Raw genomic sequence first — 16,316 nt, 5'->3', positions numbered from 1 at the left:
ATTGCGAAAGTAGAGTACGGACAATAGCTGGAGGAATAATAAATGAGTAATTCCCGAACGATAATGATTGACCATTTCGGACAACCGCTGCGTGAAACGTCCCCGGAGCAGATGGCTTTGCTTGCGGGGAATGTTTTTGCCTTGTCGGATCGTGTGCCGGAAGCAGGCGGAGATGCCTTTGATTTTGCAGCATGGTATGCCGCTTGGCGCACCCTGCAGGGAATCGGGCAGCAGACTCCGGAGCCCAGTCACCTTAAAGTGGAAGGTGCGGATTCCTTTGAAGCGGTTATTCCTTGGGAACAGCTTGCGGAAGCTGCCGTTCAATATGCGATAGAGGGGCAGCCGCTGCAGAAGGGCGGGCCTATCCGGCTCTATGTTCCAAACGGCTCAAGCGCATGTCTGAACGTAAAAAGCGTGGTCATGTGCCGTTTTCTGCATGAGGAAGCAAGCAGGGGGGAAGTCTCGTATGGATTCAAAAGCACGTTTTCTCCGCAAGATATGCGAATAAAGCGGTAATCCCTTATAACCCGGGAGGCAGGCATGAAAGAAACATCGACTGGTGCGCCTGAAGTCGTTCTGTTGCACAGCAACGACGTTCACAGCCGCTTGGAACTGGCGGCAAAAATGTCCACTTACATTGCAGAAACAAGGCGTACATATGGAAGCGACCACGTGCTCGCTCTGGATATCGGCGATCATATGGACCGCATGAGAATTGAGACGGAGGCCAGTGACGGCCTTGTGAATATAGAGCTTTTGAATGAGGCGGGTTATGAGGCGGTAACTCTTGGAAACAATGAGGGTTTAACCTTTACGCATGAGCAATTGGATGACGCTTACCGCGAACATGCGCGCTTTCAGACGATCTGTGCCAATATGCACCAAAAATCAAGCGGCGAGAGGCCTTCATGGCTGCAGCCTTCCACGATTATCCAAAAAGGACGTCTCCGGATTGGAATTATTGGGGTTACGGCTGCCTTTGCCGATTTTTATGATCTGCTGGACTGGAATGCCGGCGATCCCATTGACGCGGTAGCGGAGCAGGCAGCCGCCCTGAGAGGGCGCGTCGATGTGCTGGTCGTCATGTCGCATCTGGGCCTGGCCTCTGACCGGCAGATGGCGCAGAAAGTCGAAGGTCTCGATTTGATTCTTGGCGGACATACGCATCATCTGCTCGAGGAGCCGGAAGTGATTGGCAGGACCTATATCTGTGCCGCCGGCAAGTTCGGCGATTATATAGGGCGCATTGAGATTGGTCTGGATCCTATCTTTAAACGTCCATTCTTCCATGTCGAATGCATACCGATGGCCGCATACGAAGAGAAACCCGAAGCCGCCGCCATAATCGGCGGCTTCAAAGCGGCTGGGCAGCGTCGTCTCAGCAGAGTCATTACAAGATTGTCCGAACCGCTGCCGGCAAGAGTCGAGCAGGAATCGCCGCTTTGCAATTTGCTGGCTGCCGGTCTGAGGCGCTGGACGGACTCGGAGATTGGCATCGTCAACACGGGACAGCTTCTGGGCGGACTCGCCGAAGGAGACGTAACGGCAGGGGAGCTGCACGCGCTGTGCCCTTCTCCTATCAACCCCTGCCGGATGAGATTGGCCGGTCCGGATCTCCTGCGCGCATTGGAAGAGGCCCTTCTTGGGGAATTCATCGATAAGCCGATCCGCGGGTTCGGATTCCGGGGCTATGTTCTTGGCACCTTGGCCGTTGACGGTCTCGAAATAAGCTGGGACCCGGAGGCACCTCCTTATGGCAAGATCCTTTCCCTGACGGTAAACGGGCAGGACTTTGACCCTGATCGTGAATACGTGGTAGGGACGATAGACATGTTTACGTTCGGTGTAGGTTATGAGACAATCAAAAACGGCAAGGACATTCAGTACTTTTTGCCCGAGTTCATTCGGGACGTGCTGGCTTTGGAATTGCAGCATACACAAGCTCTCTTGGATTGCAGAAAGACCCGCTGGACCATGACGGGTACAAATCATGGAACGACCGGTTGACAACTGCCAGAGATGAAGGAGGGAGAACCAGGCTTTTATGGGAGATATTATTAATGCTGTTATTTTAGGAATTGTTGAAGGGCTGACTGAATTTTTGCCGGTATCTTCGTCCGGACACATGATTTTGACCAATAAGCTGCTTGGTTACGCCTCGGATAATCAGATGATCGTTACGTTCGAAATCGTCATTCAACTGGCTGCCATTCTGGCAATTGCCCTGATTTACCGCAAGCGTATCGCCAATCTGTTCGGCCTGTCCCGGCAGACGGAAAGTCTGGGAAGGATTTCCGCTTACCCCAGAGCAAGACGCAAGCTTAATCTTATTCATATCGCACTTGGCATTGTGCCCGCAATGCTGTCCGCATTCTTCCTGAGGGATGTTATCAAGGGGGAAGGATTTAACCAGACCCCGGTCCTCTATGCGCTCGTGGTGGGCGGCGTCTACATGATTATAGCCGAATGGCTCTCAAGTACGAGACGGATTCGCGTCGTATCGGAGACCATTGACGATATTTCCTATAAGCAGGCGTTTATGATCGGAATTCTGCAATGCTTGTCATTATGGCCGGGCTATTCGCGCTCAGGCTCGACGATTGCCGGCGGGATGCTGGTGGGAACCAGCTACAAGGCTGCTGCCGATTTCTCTTTCCTGATGGCGATTCCGATCATGGCGGTGGCGACCGGCTACGAGCTGCTGGACAATTACAAGTTTATTGAAGGGGACAACCTGCCGTTCTTTATTACCGGATTTATTGTATCCTTCGTGGTGGCATGGCTTGTAATCGTATTGTTCCTGAAGCATATTCAAAAGGTGAAGCTGACTCATTTTGCTATCTACCGGTTTATATTGGCAGCTCTGTTCTGGTTCTTCATTATGCGATAAGCGGAAAAAAACAGTTGTTTCTTCCTGCTTGACTTTTATCATTCCATGAAAAAGATGATTTTTGTCGATAATTGGCGAATCTGTTATTGCTCTTTTTTCCAAAATAACTTACATTAAAATTACGAGGTCGATTGACATGCCCTCATGATTAGGAAAATTGAAGCAAGCAGGGGTCGATCCGATGCGATTATTGCCCATACATCTATGCCGAGCAGGCATGAAACTAGCCAAAAAGATCTACTCAGAGGAAGGTCTCGTCCTGCTTGCCGAGCAAGTCGAGCTGACCGACAAGCTGATATCCAGACTGCGGGAATGCGGCATCAACTTTGTTTATATTCATGATCCCAAAACGGCTGATATAGTTGTTCCCGATCTGATCAGTGATGCGACCAGACATCGGGCGCTTCATGAAATCCGGACTAATTTCCGGGCTATGATGGACAAGCCCAATCGCAAATCCGGGGTTACCTACCCCTACATAGCGAAGCCCTTCCGGCAGGTTATGAATATGGTGATCGACGATCTCACCAGCCAGAAGGATGCCATGCTGATGCTGATGAACATGGGGATCGTAGACGATTATCTGTTTCAGCATTCGCTTAATGTCTGTGTCTATTCCACGATACTGGGCATTGCCAGCGATTATTCGCGCGACGAATTAATGAACATTGGTCTTGGTGCGATGCTCCATGATATCGGCAAAACCCAAATCAGAACCAATGTATTGAAAAAATCGGGTTCTCTGACCCGCGATGAATACGAGGAAATGAAGCGCCACGCTGAACGCGGGTATTATCTGCTGAAGGATGAGCCGAATATCCCGCTGCTGGTCGCCCACTGTGCCTATCAGCACCATGAGAGACTGGATGGCAGCGGCTATCCGAGGGGAATCAAAGGAGATCAAATTCACGAATACGCCAAGTGGATTGGACTCGTGGACTCTTACGATGCTATGACCTCAACCCGCATTTATAAATCTCCGATGCTTCCCCACCAAGCGGTGGAGGCGCTCTATACCGGCACGGGAACATTGTATGAGCAAAGCATGCTCCAGACGTTCCGGGACAAGGTCGCGATTTACCCTATTGGCGTTACCGTAAAGCTCCAAACCGGTGAGACCGGTGTTGTGGTGGACATTAACGCTTCCTGTCCGCATCGGCCCGTTGTGCGCGTCCTGGAGGACGAACATGGCACGGAGCTGAAGGCGCCGTATGAAGTTGATTTGTCAACCAAGCTGACAATGATGATTACCGGAGTCAATGAGGATCCCCAGCTGGCGGAAGTAACCGGGGCTTAGGACCCGGGAGGGGCAATAGCTGGGAAAAAGAGCCGATAGGGCTCTTTTTTTTAACAACTTTACCTGCCCGCCAGAGGACCTTGAAGTTATTTTTATATCAATAATTACAAAGATATCCATATTGCGAAATGACGAAATTTGCTGAATTGTTGTTAATTATTTGCAACAATACGCGGCGAATATTACAATGATGGAAATACGAATGATAAAGTCAGGTGCTGAAACTATGCAAAATGTTATACATACAGATCGTACACAGGGTGTTCGACCCACTTCGCCTGCGGATGATCCGTGGGATCCGATCGTTGCGCTGCGCCAGTTTGGAAGGCATCGTCTGACAAGCGTGGAGATGACAATTTCCAATCTATGCAATATGCGATGCGAGCATTGCGCGGTGGGGGATACGCTCGTAATGGCTGAGCCAGGCAAGCTGCCTCTGGAGATGATGCTGCACAGGCTGGATGAAATCGAGCATTTGCAGACGATCAGCATTACCGGCGGAGAGCCCACTTTTTCCGGCAAAACGGTTAAGGAATATCTGATTCCACTGCTCAAATACGCCCGCAGCCGGGGGATCCGATCGCAAATCAACTCCAATATCACATTGGATTACAGCCGTTACGAGGAGATTGCCCCGTTCCTGGATGTGATGCATATTTCTTTCAATTACACCAATGCCGACGATTTTCACGAAGTCGGCTTTGCCAAAAGCGGTCATCCCGTTGCCCGTGAAACGGCTGCCAGGATGTATGAGCGAATGCTCAGCAATGCAAGCAAATTAAGCAAGGGCGGTCTCTTCGTCTCCGCTGAATCCATGATCAATTTTCGGACGCATGAGAAAATGGCCGAGATTCATCAGCTTATTGTGCAGATGGGCTGCCAGCGTCACGAGGTACATCCGATGTATCCAAGTGCTTTCGCTTCCGATTTACCGGTTATAAATAAAGAGGAGATGCGCAGAGCTATCCTGCATCTGCTGGATCATCGGGATTCTTCCCTGTGGATGCTGTTTGGCACCCTGCCGTTCTTTCACTGCAGTGAGGAGGCCGAGGACCGCAATCTGCTGGCAAGACTTGCGGCGGAACCAAACGTAACGGTTCGCAATGATCCGGACGGGCGGAACCGTCTCAACGTGAATCTGTTCACGGGAGATGTATTCGTGACAGATTTCTCTGATGTACCGGCTTTCGGCAACATCCGCACAGACCGGCTCGATGTATTGTTCGAGCGCTGGCTTGCCCATCCGCTGGCGGGCAGCGTTAACTGCCACTGCCCGGCTGCAGCCTGCTGCGGACCGAATTTACTGGTTAAAGACATGTACTACAGGGAAGTGGATTTTCTGGCTCGAAAAGCTATCCTTTAGATTGGATGAGAGGAGCGGACCACCCTATTGGGACATTTTGACGCAGGCGAGATTGTCTGGAATTTAATTATTGTTTTTGTCCTTGTTCTGTTGAATGGTTTTTTTGTGGCAGCGGAGTTTTCGCTCGTGAAGGTCCGATTGTCCAGACTGACGCAGCTCTCCAATGAGGGGAATAAGCGCGCAAAATATGCCCTTAAAGTGAACAGCAGGCTTGACACTTACTTATCGGCAACGCAGCTTGGGATTACCCTTGCTTCTCTTGGACTTGGCTGGGTAGGCGAGCCTGCCATATCCGATCTGATTGTGGAGCCGCTGCTTCACGAATTCGGGCTGAGCGATTCAACGGTTATTTCCTCCGTATCCGTCGTTATCGGCTTTCTTGTCATTACCTTCCTGCATATTGTGCTTGGCGAGCTTGCGCCCAAGACGCTTGCCATTCAGAAGTCGGAGTCCACTTCCCTGTGGGCATCGATGCCGCTGCTGCTGTTTTATCGTATTTTTCTCCCGGCAATCTGGCTGCTCAACGGCTCTGCCAACCGATTGCTCAGGCTGATTGGTGTGAAACCGGCAAGCGAGCATGATTCAGCCCATACGGAAGAAGAGATCCGTATTCTGATGAATCAAAGCGCCGTCAGCGGCATCATCGACAAGGATGAGCTGAAGCTGTTTGACAATATTTTTGAGTTTTCCGACAGGCTGGCCCGCGAAGTGATGCTGCCTCGCACCGATATGGATTGTCTCTATGCCGATATCGATTTTGCCGAGAATATGAAGACGGTCTATGCGACCAAACATACGCGTTTCCCGGTCTGTGTCGAGGACAAGGACCAGCTGATCGGATTTGTACATATTACGGATTTGCTGACAGCCGATCCGGATGAGGACCATACCCTTCACAAGTTTCTTCGTCCCATCCTGAATGTTCCTGAATCGATGGAAATCAGTCATGTGCTGAAGCTGATGCAGCGCAAGCATTCGCAGCTGGCGATTGTTGTGGATGAATATGGCGGAACGGCGGGCATGCTCACAACTGAACTGATTCTTGAAGAGATCGTCGGAGAGATTCATGACGAGTTCGATACGGAACAGCCAAGTGTTGTAGTCAAGGGGGATGTGACCTCTGTAGATGGCCGGATGCTGATTGAAGATGTGAATGACATGTTTAATCTGGATATCGAGGATGATGATGTCGATTCCATAGGAGGCTGGTTGTTCACCCGTCTTGAGGGCAACCCCGTCAAAGGAAAGAAGGTCGAGCATAAGCACTATGTGTTTGAAGTAGCGGAAAGCGAGCGGCTGAGAGTGCTGCGCGTCAATATTTTTCGTTTACAAAGGGATGAACTGCTGGAGATCGAAGCTCCAGTTGAAGAATGATCCTGCTGGGCTCGGCTTACCTCAGCTGCTCTTCTTAATTCATGGAGATGGCAGCGTGATTGTTGAGTTACAGTTTGCGCCGCCATGAATGGCAAGCAATCTGCATTTTGAATGCAGATTGCTTTTTTTTTGTTTTTTTCACTCTCATGGAGGCAATCAACAAGGCGGATGGATATGAAAGAAATGGACAGCTTATGCAAATTTTTGGTGAAAAAACAGAATTAATCTTCCTGAATGAGAACAAAATCTGGGCTCTTGTCATATGCTTACTAAAGGAATGCCTGAAAAATGGGCTCTCGAAGGACGAATCCGAAGGCAGAAAGAAGGAGGAGCCAAGGTGAATTTGAAGCAAACCCGAGAATGGTATCCGTTTGTCGGCCCGTTTGATCCCTGTCCCCCAAAATATGTGAAAACCTATGTCGTGCCGCCTAATCAGTATTTTACCTACCAGCCCATGAATTTACCGCAATTTTCATTGTCCGAGGCATTGAAGGTGGGAACGCTGTGGCCTGCTTTCTTCAGTCCCTATGAATCCAGATGCGGGAAGGGAGCCTAGCAGAAGCCATGAATAAACCGGATGAGAATTATTACCGCAAGCTGCTCGAGCTTCAGCAGCTGGATTTTGCTCTGGTCGAATTAACACTTTATTTGGATACCCATCCCAATGATATGCAGATTTTGCAGCAGTTTAACCAGCTTGTCCAGCAGAGGCAGCACTGCGCCCATGAGTTTGAGATGCAGTATGGGCCTTTGCTCCAGTTTGGCCACAGTTATTCCAAATATCCATGGCAATGGATTGAGACTCCATGGCCCTGGCAGGTGTGATCCATCTCGCCCATTGCGTGTAAAAGCACCTCAAAAGCGTTTAACCGGTCAGGAGGGATGTACGGAATGTGGATTTATGATAAAAAGCTACAATACCCGGTGCGGGTCAGTAAATGCGACCCGAGGGTGGCGAAATATCTTGTCGAGCAATATGGGGGCGCGGATGGGGAGTTGTCGGCAGCGCTGCGATACTTAAATCAAAGGTATACGATACCGGATAAGGTTGTCGGATTATTAACGGACATAGGAACCGAGGAATTTGCCCATCTGGAAATGATTGCCACAATGATCTATAAGCTCACGAAGGATGCTACTCCTGCGCAGCTGGAGGCAGCGGGGTTAGGGGAGCATTTTGCCAATCATGACAGCGCGCTGTTCTATAACAATGCATCGGGGGTCCCTTGGACTGCTGCCTATATTGCTGCCAAGGGTGATCCCCTTGCGGATTTGTATGAGGATATCGCAGCTGAGGAGAAGGCCAGGGCTACTTATCAATGGATTATCGATATGACTGACGATGTGGATCTGCAGGACAGCCTGAAGTTCCTGAGAGAACGGGAAATCATTCATTCTTTGCGCTTCAGGGAAGCGGTGGAAATCATCAAGATGGACAGGGATACGAAGAAGGTCTATTAAATTTATATGACCAGGCTGCGCGCGCTGGAAAGCTTTGCAACCGGAGAATCCTGCCTACTTAGGCCGGGTTCTTTTTGCGATGATCAAGGGAGTCGATAGATGACTGCTGACGCCTGCCTTATCGAGATCGCATGCTGTTGGAATACCACTGCTATTGGCATGTGAAGTCGATAATCGAAACTTTTGCCTCTCCCGCTTCGTCAAGTATGAAGTGCGGCAACAGCAGAAAAGAGGCGATTAAACGCAGATGAATACGAGGATTTCAACTTCAAGGGCATCAGCCAGTAGAAAAACATCACCAACACGCTCTGCTGCACCTTCGCGAAAGCGTGCCAGGAAGCGTAAATCCCGCTTTGCGCGGATTGCGGGATATTTGCTGCTAACTGCGTTTCTGGCAGGGATCACCGGACTTGGCTGGATGTTCTTCACGGAATCAGGCAATAATTTTCGCTACTTGGTAGCCGATACGTTAATCACTACGCAGCATCGGCATTGGGCCAAATATATAATCGGTCAGAAGGCTCTGGATCAGAGAGTTCAGGATTACCAGAACCGGTTTAACCAAATGGGAGAGGAACGCGACAGCCATACTATCCAGCTTCCTGCAGGCACAGCGGATCAATCCGGACAGGCGGAGCAGAAACCGCTGGTTCAAATTGAAACCATTTCCGGTCCGAGCTACAAAGGCTATTTGATGATCGTAAATGATCCCACCAAAATCCGTCTCGGCGTACCGGAAAAGGCCGGCAAGGGGGAGAAAGTGACCAGCATGGTGAAGCGGACCGGAGCAATCGCCGGTGTGAACGGCGGCGGATTTGCCGATCCCAACTGGCAAGGAAACGGATTTCAGCCGATCGGGCTTGTGATTTCGCAGGGGAAGGTGTACTACGAGGATTTGGGCGGCAAGAAATCGACGCAGATCGTCGGCATTGACGGGAAGGGCAAGATGATAGCCGGCAAATATTCGCTTGCTGAAATTCAATCCATGGGAGTCAAAGAAGCCGTTACGTTCCAGCCGCGGATCATCGTCAATGGCAAGGGCTTGATCAAGAATGCCAAGGACGGCTGGGGAATCGCGCCGCGTACAGCGATGGGGCAGCGTGCGGACGGAGCCATAATGTTTGTCGTGATTGACGGAAGGCAGCCGGGCCACAGCATTGGCGCGAACCTGTACGATGTGCAGCAAATCATGCTGAAGCATGGCGCGGTCATAGCCGCAAATTTGGACGGAGGCTCCTCGACAGTGCTTGTGAAGGACAATCAAATCTTAAACAAGCCTTCCTCCGAGCATGGCGAGCGGTATCTGCCGACGGCATTTCTGGTCTTTGATCACCCCGAGCAGGTAGATATCCCTAATATTTGGAATGGATTAGGACCAGAGGATATCGACCCGGCCAAGTGGTAGACCGGGATGGACAACTTGGTTTCGAGCTTGCACGATTCTGCTCTTTTCCATTATCATTATGGGAGACTTGGAAGGAGAGCGAAGGAACTTGCCAAACGAAAGCAGATTGATGAAGCCGCAGGCGCTTATATTTGATATGGATGGTACTTTGTTCGAGACGGACACGCTGCTTCTGGGCGTTCATGAACGGATTTTCCAGACTTTGCGGGAGGAAGGGTTGTTCCACGAGCCCACGCCCCCGGTGGAGCGGCTGCTTGGCTGTCTGGGAATGCTGCTGGAGGATATATGGAAATCGGTTATGCCGGGCAGCTCGGAAGCGGCCAGAAAACGTGCGGATGTGCTGCTGCTGCAGTATGAAGTGGAAGGTCTGGAAGCAGGCGAGGGTTCACTCTACCCGCATGTGGAGAACACTTTGCGGCAGCTGAAGGCCAATGGATACAAGCTGTTTGTTGCCAGCAACGGGCTTGAACGGTATGTCAGGGAAATTGTCCGGCTAAAATCGCTAACTGAGCTGTTCGACGGCTTGTACAGCGCTGGCGAATATCAGACGTCAACGAAGGTTGATCTGGTTGCCCGCCTAATGGAGGATCATGGTCTTGATTATGCCTGGATGGTTGGCGACCGCTCCTCCGATGTGGAAGCGGGCAGAGGCAACGGGCTGGGAGTGGTTGGCTGCGCTTATGCCGTGTACGGCCGCCAGGAGGAGCTGAGCGGGGCGGATGCGCTCATCGGAGATTTCCGCCAGCTGCTGGAGCTCGTAGGCAATGCGGAATCCCGTACCGCCGAAGCGGGGGCCTAGAAGCGGGAGCGATACGTTCTGACTCTGGTGGCATGGTATGATACAATCAAAAGTTCAAAGGAAATCCCGGAACTGTTATCAGGTTCCGGGATTTTCTGGTTGATAGGTCAATTTGTCCTTCCGCCGCTTTTTCTGTTCATGCAGCCATACCGCATACTCCAGAGGTCTGGTAATCGCGCGGCGGTATGTTTCCCGTTCCCCGGCCTGCAGGAATACTTCCCTGGCGGGTTTGGGATTCACCTCCAGAAGCCAGATTTGTCCCTTCCGGTCAATGGCCAGATCAAGCGCGAGCTCGCATAATCTGCCGTAGGATTCCTCCAGAAACGCCGCCATCTGTACGCCCAGCTCACCGGCTTTGTCGGTAATCTGCTGGACGGTCTCCTCGTTTTGGATCCACTGCTTAAGCAGCTTCTGCATGGTAATGGCATGCCCGCCTCCATGCAGATTGGAGGTGATGCTGCGGGATGCCCCGATTCTCCCGGCACAGCCGGTGACTTCCCAGTTCCCGCTGCTATTCTTCTGCACGAGCATCCGGTAGTCATGAACCCGCCCATTCGGCAGCTTCAGCTGTATGCCCTGCTGGACCAGATAACGGTTCCCCTTCAGATTCCACCCGGCAAGCCTGCCGTGCAAACCGGAGAGAGGTACGCGCTGTGGAGTGATGATGCGCCGCGATTGATCACGGCCTTGAATGAGATAGGTTCCTCCCTGCTGCTTCTCAATGCGCAGAATCCCGCGTCCGCCGGTGCCGTTGACAGGCTTTAAATAAATCAGCGGATATTTATTGACCATTTCCGTCAGATCTCCAGGGTTTTCATATAAGCGGGTAAGCGGCAGATGGGGCCGGAAGCGTTCCTCCATGCGCATGGTCTTGTATACCGTCCATTTGTTTCGCAGCACCCGGTTGAGGAAGGTCAGGTGGCCATACTGCTTGCGGAACCGGCCCAACTGTTCGAATCTGTGACTTTTCTGGATACGGCATCTGTCATAAATCATATGGGGAAAAGAACGCCATTTGCGGGTCCAGGTTTTTTTGCCGGGATCGAATATATGCGCAAAAATCCGGTTCTGCTTGTAATTGACATCCTGCGGTGTAAAGACGAACACATCCAGATCCAGCTGACGGCCTGCAGCGGTCATTCTTTGATAGACAGCTTTTTCTTCAAGCAATCCATTCTCGTTCAAATAAAGCGTTAATATGCCAAGCACGGGCTGGCCCATGCGGACTCCTCCTAGCATTCGAATCGAAGCGTTGGTTTGCCGGTGGGACCTGTAAACAGTTCGACGGCCTTCATTCCGGCATGAAAACACATTTGCATACTTGCGGGATTGTCAGCGGCAACGCTGCACATAAGTCCGCCAAAGTGGCCGCGCAGCTCTGACAGCAGAGAACTTCCGATCCGGCGGCCGCGATGATCGGGATGAACGACCACCAGGCAAGCCCGTTTGCCGGCATCTGCAGCAAAAGCGACGGCGGCCAGTTTGCCGCCCTCCAGGGCGATGGCTACAGCCGCAGGCGGCACATCTGCACTCAAATGCGCCGCTTTAGCTGACAAAGCCTCAGCAGGGGCTGCAGGGCCCATACTGCTCCCGGCGGTGTATATCATCCCGTCAGAATCGCTGTAATCAAACTTGAGTGCAGCAGGACCGGATGCAGAAAAGGATAGGCGGTGTTCAAGCCCTGCCAGGGATTCGGCGGGGAGTCTTCGCAGCTCGCTCAGGCCTGCGGCAGACAGCCGATTGCCGCCGAAGCGGGAAGCGAAGTCGATAATTTTCATCCTGACTCTGCCCCATTCATCAGGCGAAAGCCGTTTGATTTGTATGATTTGCACCTCCTAAAAGTTTTCCGGAGGAAAACTTGCTTCGAAAGCATAAGCTTAAGTTTTCCGGAGGAAAACTTGCTTCGAAAGCTCCAATGGAAACTCGCTTCGAAAGCTTAAGCGGCTTCCGGCTTTAGCCGGGAGCCGCCTTTTTACCCGCTTTTTTCCGCAGTAAAAACTGGCTGTACTGAAAAATACGATCGAGCGACTGCTTGCGGATATCGGGCTCGTCGAACTTCATCGGCTTGGAGTTGGCTTCGAAGAACCAGATGCCGCCGGAATGGTCGATTCCCAGATCCATCGACATTTCGACCAGGCGATGGCGGGCCCCCCGTTCGATTTGCCGGGCAATAAGCAGCGCAGTGGTGCGGGTCTTATTTAGAATCTTATGAGCCGCTTCTTGGCCAAATGCGCTGACGAGCAGTCTTTCCGGATCATCGATGCTGCCGCCGCGGGGCACATGCGTCGTAATACTGAGCGATCCGGCTACCCGGGCGCCAATGCCGGAGATATCCCATTGGCCCCGTTGGTTTTTTTGAACAAGCGCCCGCAGATCAAAGGAACGGTCGTTGATGGCGGCCAGTTTTATGCCCTGCTGGACGATGTAGCGTTCACCGGAACACTCCTTTCTGACCCGCAGCCAAAGCTTGCGCAGCGATCCGCAGTTATAGGTGATGCTCTTCTTATCCGTCTGGATTTTTAGCCGGTAAGGGAATGTCTTCTCCGGCTGAAGCAGAATGGTCATGATGCCCTTGCCTGCTTTGCCGCTTACCGGCTTCAAGTACAGAAATTTATACTTAAGCATCATATTGCCCAGACCCTCCTGGCTGAGCAAACGCCTTGTTGCCGGAATAAAGGGCCTTGTATGAGGTGTCTTCCGCAGCCATTTGAAAAGACTCCATTTATTAAAAAAAGCAGGGTTGAACAGGATGACGCGCGGATTTCGCAAGCAAGCGGCAATTTTGCGCTTTACCTCCGGAAGCAGCTCATCCTCCCGCAGCGGAATCCGATTATAAATCAGATCGGGGAACGGCAGCTTCTGCTGAATCCAGCTGTCCGTCCCCTCCTCATAGATAAAACCATCCAATGAATTGCGCGTCAGCTTGAGCTGGCTCACCGTCAGTACATAGACGATGAAGCCCTGCTCGCGTCCTGCCGTGATGAGATCGGCAAAATTGTTGCGGTTGCCCCGAAACAGCTGAATCTCATCATCGATCGTAAGAATAGCCAGAACCGGCCGTTTGGTTTGAATGTCAACGACAGATGCAAGCTCATGGTGAACGCCGTCCATCAGTCATTCCCCCTGCGGAAATTACTGAGGTACATGCAGTGATCCAGAATGTGGCTTAATGAAGCGCGGCCTTCAGAACGCAGCGCCGGGTGACTGAAGATCGATCGGCCCGGCTTTGCGTTCGCTTCGAACATCCAGACCTCGCCGTCCTTGTCGATGCCCAGATCAAGACCCAGCTCTCCAAGTGTATGAGGGAAGTTGCGCTCAATGGCCTCCGACAGCTTAATCGATACCCTTTTGGCTTTTTCCAGGATTTCTTCATCCTGGTCACCAAAAGTTTTGCTAAGCGCCTGTTTCGGTGTCAGCAGCGATCCGCCGTTCTTGATGTGGGTGGTAACACTGCCGCGGCCGGCCTTTTTGGCGCCGATGCCTACAGGAACCCACTCATTGTCGCCATTCTTGTGCATATGAAACCGGAAGTCGATCGGGCAGCCGTCGATTTCAATCAGACGCACGCCCTGCTGGCAGACGTAGCGCTCCAGACCGCTGTTCCCATGACGTGCCTGCAGCATGCGCATCAGGGAGTTGAAGCTTGTAAAACGGAGCAGAACGTTTGTATTGTTCCGGCGGTATCTGGCGAAATAACCGCGCTTCGGATTATAAGTGAGCCTGTAGATCCCGATACCCAGGCTGCCTGCGGTTGGTTTGTAGTATATGAACTGATGTTTTTCCAGCATTTCCTTTATTTTTTCCGGACGCGGATTGTTCGCGGATTCCGGCATATGAACCAAAGCTTCCACATCCTGGTCAAGCAGTTTATATACATCGGATTTATTAAAGAAGCTCCAGTTGAAAAACGGGATTTGCTTGCGGATAAAGCGCTCGCGCAGGGAAGTGATCGTCGATGTGGTTTCCGCCCTCCGGCTTGGCAGACGGTTATAAACCACATCCGGGAGCGATACCGTTCTACGGTACCACCCGCCTTGGCTGTTCAGAAAATAGCCGTTGACCTTCTCCTGCTGCCAGTCAATATCACGCGGGGTAAAAGCGAAGAAATAAGCCTTTCGCTCCCCCATTCGCAGCAATTGGCGGATATATCCGGTCCGGGAACCAAACGGCGAGCCGGTGGAGCCGAGCCCGGAGTCGGTCAATACGCCGATCAGCGGCCCGATCTGCACCTCGTTATCCTCATCCTGCAAAAGTGAGATCGTTCCGGCTTTCGGGACGCGAATCGAATTTCGGACACCGGCTGATAAATATAAGTGGGATCCCTGCCGGTTTATGGTTCTGATAGCTGCGGTAATCGTTTGTTTGCCAAGCTTCAGATGAACCGACTTTTTGCCGGCCAGCTTCAGCGATTTGAGGAGCGAGCTCGACAAGTAGACGATTCTCTCGCTTTGCGGTGAGAAATGTACATGGCACGAAGTCAAACTCATGGATGAACCTCCTGGACGTATCTCCTTTGGATTGCATCAACGGTAATCATAGGATCAGTGTCACGGCGCAAGAAGCGCGCTCTGGTTGTCGGTTTGAAAAAAGGATCCTGGCAGTTTGCCAGCCATACGGCATAATGAAGAGGCTGAAGCACGGCGCTTCTTTCCGTTTGTTTGTCGCCGGCAAAAGCTGCGCGGCCTGGCTTGGCATTTGCTTCGAGCAGCCACAGCCGGCCATCCGGCTCAATGCCAAAGTCAAAGCCGATCTCGGCCAGACGTCCGCAGCTTTCTTCCAGCCGAACGGCGGCGCGCTGACTTATCCGGCGAATATCCGCAAGCAGCCTGGCTGCGGTATCCCCGCCAAAACGGTGAGCTAACGATTCGCTGGCCCCCACAGCTTTCCCGCCTCCATGCAGATTGGAGGTGACGCTTCCGCGCTCGCCTTCGCGAAGCGCAGCTCCGGTGAAGGACCAGTGTCCACGGTTATTTTTCTGAATCAAGGCTCTTACATCAAACGGTCGGCCATTATCCCCGATTAACCGCAAGTACGGTTGAACGAGATAAGAGGTACCGAAGGCGAAGCGCTGGATCCAGTCTGCAGCTTCCTGCAAATGATTGAATTCGCAAGCAATTATGCCGTTATGCCGGTCCCGGCCTTCAATACGGTATTTTCCGCCGTAACGGAATAAATGAAGAGCTCCCTTGCCGTGGGTTCCGGCGGAGGGCTTGAGGAACAATCCGTAAGGATGCTGCTGCTCAAGCATGATGAGCTGCCCGGGTCCCTCGTAACGGGCGCTGGGCACAAGCCACGGCTGCATTTCTTCATCCTGCTGCAGCAGAGTATGCACATTCCATTTGTCAGGCAGCGAGCCATTCATCAGAATGAAAGATTTTTTTTGCTTTAATGCGGCAAGTGTCCTGGAGCGCAGCTCAATCTGTCCGGCGGTTCTGCACATGGTGCGGTCGTAGACAATATCCGGAAGCGGCATGCTTACCCGTTCCCATACGCCATGATTCAGGGTATAGCCGGAAATTGCGCTGGCATGCTGCGGACATGAGGCGTCGAACAGGTAGGCGTTGATGCCAAGCCTGCGGCCAAACTTGCATAACTGACGGCAGAACGGGTCCTCCGGCATTTGAAGAGGCGGAGAATCCACACACGCTCCTTCATCAGCCTGCCTCTGGCTAATCATAATTCCAAGATGGATCGGTTCTTGCGGGTAAGCCATCGCCACTTCCCCCT

Annotated in this window: 16 protein-coding genes; 11 read left to right on the top strand and 5 right to left on the bottom strand. The window is 52.0% G+C overall.

Features of this window, described 5'->3' with window-relative positions; all coding sequences use genetic code 11:
• The first annotated feature begins 42 nt into the window (after window positions 1–42).
• From AC0YOB_RS29825 to AC0YOB_RS29775, 11 genes are all read left to right on the top strand, one after another.
• Complete coding sequence (locus AC0YOB_RS29825) at window positions 43–516, top strand: molybdopterin-dependent oxidoreductase (protein ID WP_475795881.1); 474 nt, start codon at window positions 43–45, stop codon at window positions 514–516.
• Window positions 517–540: 24 nt separating this feature from the next.
• Window positions 541–2,007, top strand: a complete 1,467-nt coding sequence (locus AC0YOB_RS29820; protein WP_475795880.1) for a bifunctional metallophosphatase/5'-nucleotidase — start codon at window positions 541–543, stop codon at window positions 2,005–2,007.
• A 37-nt stretch (window positions 2,008–2,044) separates the two neighbouring features.
• Window positions 2,045–2,890, top strand: a complete 846-nt coding sequence (locus tag AC0YOB_RS29815; protein WP_210038508.1) for an undecaprenyl-diphosphate phosphatase — start codon at window positions 2,045–2,047, stop codon at window positions 2,888–2,890.
• Between the two features lie 181 nt (window positions 2,891–3,071).
• Complete coding sequence (locus tag AC0YOB_RS29810) at window positions 3,072–4,187, top strand: HD-GYP domain-containing protein (RefSeq protein ID WP_210038509.1); 1,116 nt, start codon at window positions 3,072–3,074, stop codon at window positions 4,185–4,187.
• A gap of 226 nt (window positions 4,188–4,413) precedes the next feature.
• A complete protein-coding gene (yfkAB, locus tag AC0YOB_RS29805; RefSeq protein WP_475795879.1) occupies window positions 4,414–5,550 on the top strand; it encodes a radical SAM/CxCxxxxC motif protein YfkAB in 1,137 nt (378 codons plus the stop codon).
• Window positions 5,551–5,577: 27 nt separating this feature from the next.
• Window positions 5,578–6,924 (top strand): hemolysin family protein, encoded by a 1,347-nt coding sequence (locus tag AC0YOB_RS29800; RefSeq protein ID WP_475795878.1) that lies wholly within the window; start codon window positions 5,578–5,580, stop codon window positions 6,922–6,924.
• A gap of 337 nt (window positions 6,925–7,261) precedes the next feature.
• The gene (locus AC0YOB_RS29795; RefSeq protein WP_210038512.1) at window positions 7,262–7,480 is read left to right on the top strand and encodes a spore coat associated protein CotJA; all 219 of its coding nucleotides are present in this window, start codon (window positions 7,262–7,264) and stop codon (window positions 7,478–7,480) included.
• 8 nt (window positions 7,481–7,488) lie between these two features.
• Window positions 7,489–7,749, top strand: a complete 261-nt coding sequence (locus tag AC0YOB_RS29790; RefSeq protein WP_210038513.1) for a spore coat protein CotJB — start codon at window positions 7,489–7,491, stop codon at window positions 7,747–7,749.
• A gap of 66 nt (window positions 7,750–7,815) precedes the next feature.
• Window positions 7,816–8,385: a manganese catalase family protein gene (locus AC0YOB_RS29785; protein WP_210038514.1), complete on the top strand. Its 570-nt coding sequence runs from the start codon at window positions 7,816–7,818 to the stop codon at window positions 8,383–8,385.
• 247 nt (window positions 8,386–8,632) lie between these two features.
• Entirely contained in the window at window positions 8,633–9,790 is a 1,158-nt protein-coding gene (locus tag AC0YOB_RS29780; RefSeq protein ID WP_475795877.1) for a phosphodiester glycosidase family protein, read from the top strand.
• A gap of 109 nt (window positions 9,791–9,899) precedes the next feature.
• Complete coding sequence (locus tag AC0YOB_RS29775) at window positions 9,900–10,589, top strand: HAD family hydrolase (RefSeq protein WP_475795990.1); 690 nt, start codon at window positions 9,900–9,902, stop codon at window positions 10,587–10,589.
• A gap of 78 nt (window positions 10,590–10,667) precedes the next feature.
• On the opposite strand, the gene AC0YOB_RS29770 is transcribed toward AC0YOB_RS29775, so the two are convergent.
• The 5 genes from AC0YOB_RS29770 to AC0YOB_RS29750 all read right to left on the bottom strand — a co-directional run bounded on the left by AC0YOB_RS29770 (window position 10,668) and on the right by AC0YOB_RS29750 (window position 16,302).
• Window positions 10,668–11,810 (bottom strand): YheC/YheD family endospore coat-associated protein, encoded by a 1,143-nt coding sequence (locus AC0YOB_RS29770; RefSeq protein WP_475795876.1) that lies wholly within the window; start codon window positions 11,808–11,810, stop codon window positions 10,668–10,670.
• A gap of 11 nt (window positions 11,811–11,821) precedes the next feature.
• Window positions 11,822–12,367: a GNAT family N-acetyltransferase gene (locus tag AC0YOB_RS29765; RefSeq protein ID WP_475795875.1), complete on the bottom strand. Its 546-nt coding sequence runs from the start codon at window positions 12,365–12,367 to the stop codon at window positions 11,822–11,824.
• Window positions 12,368–12,542: 175 nt separating this feature from the next.
• A complete protein-coding gene (locus AC0YOB_RS29760; RefSeq protein ID WP_475795874.1) occupies window positions 12,543–13,700 on the bottom strand; it encodes a YheC/YheD family endospore coat-associated protein in 1,158 nt (385 codons plus the stop codon).
• Window positions 13,700–15,076, bottom strand: coding sequence for a YheC/YheD family endospore coat-associated protein (locus tag AC0YOB_RS29755; protein WP_475795873.1), 1,377 nt, complete (start codon window positions 15,074–15,076; stop codon window positions 13,700–13,702). The genes AC0YOB_RS29760 and AC0YOB_RS29755 overlap by 1 nt, the downstream gene beginning before the upstream one ends.
• A complete protein-coding gene (locus AC0YOB_RS29750; protein WP_475795872.1) occupies window positions 15,073–16,302 on the bottom strand; it encodes a YheC/YheD family endospore coat-associated protein in 1,230 nt (409 codons plus the stop codon). Before AC0YOB_RS29750 ends, AC0YOB_RS29755 begins: the two co-directional genes overlap by 4 nt.
• Window positions 16,303–16,316 lie beyond the last annotated feature (14 nt).

The sequence above is a fragment of the Paenibacillus sp. JT31N17 genome, from assembly GCF_056269255.1.
The sequence above is the reverse complement of the archived record's forward strand: the minus strand, read 5'-3'. Positions and strand labels throughout refer to the sequence as shown.

Coding starts and splice junctions, on each gene's coding strand:
- AC0YOB_RS29825 (WP_475795881.1), top strand. CDS start 43: ATGAGTAATTCCCGAACGATAATGATTGACCATTTCGGACAACCGCTG.
- AC0YOB_RS29820 (WP_475795880.1), top strand. CDS start 541: ATGAAAGAAACATCGACTGGTGCGCCTGAAGTCGTTCTGTTGCACAGC.
- AC0YOB_RS29815 (WP_210038508.1), top strand. CDS start 2,045: ATGGGAGATATTATTAATGCTGTTATTTTAGGAATTGTTGAAGGGCTG.
- AC0YOB_RS29810 (WP_210038509.1), top strand. CDS start 3,072: ATGCGATTATTGCCCATACATCTATGCCGAGCAGGCATGAAACTAGCC.
- yfkAB (WP_475795879.1), top strand. CDS start 4,414: ATGCAAAATGTTATACATACAGATCGTACACAGGGTGTTCGACCCACT.
- AC0YOB_RS29790 (WP_210038513.1), top strand. CDS start 7,489: ATGAATAAACCGGATGAGAATTATTACCGCAAGCTGCTCGAGCTTCAG.
- AC0YOB_RS29785 (WP_210038514.1), top strand. CDS start 7,816: ATGTGGATTTATGATAAAAAGCTACAATACCCGGTGCGGGTCAGTAAA.
- AC0YOB_RS29780 (WP_475795877.1), top strand. CDS start 8,633: ATGAATACGAGGATTTCAACTTCAAGGGCATCAGCCAGTAGAAAAACA.
- AC0YOB_RS29775 (WP_475795990.1), top strand. CDS start 9,900: ATGAAGCCGCAGGCGCTTATATTTGATATGGATGGTACTTTGTTCGAG.
- AC0YOB_RS29770 (WP_475795876.1), bottom strand. CDS start 11,810: ATGGGCCAGCCCGTGCTTGGCATATTAACGCTTTATTTGAACGAGAAT.
- AC0YOB_RS29765 (WP_475795875.1), bottom strand. CDS start 12,367: ATGAAAATTATCGACTTCGCTTCCCGCTTCGGCGGCAATCGGCTGTCT.
- AC0YOB_RS29760 (WP_475795874.1), bottom strand. CDS start 13,700: ATGGACGGCGTTCACCATGAGCTTGCATCTGTCGTTGACATTCAAACC.
- AC0YOB_RS29755 (WP_475795873.1), bottom strand. CDS start 15,076: ATGAGTTTGACTTCGTGCCATGTACATTTCTCACCGCAAAGCGAGAGA.
- AC0YOB_RS29750 (WP_475795872.1), bottom strand. CDS start 16,302: ATGGCTTACCCGCAAGAACCGATCCATCTTGGAATTATGATTAGCCAG.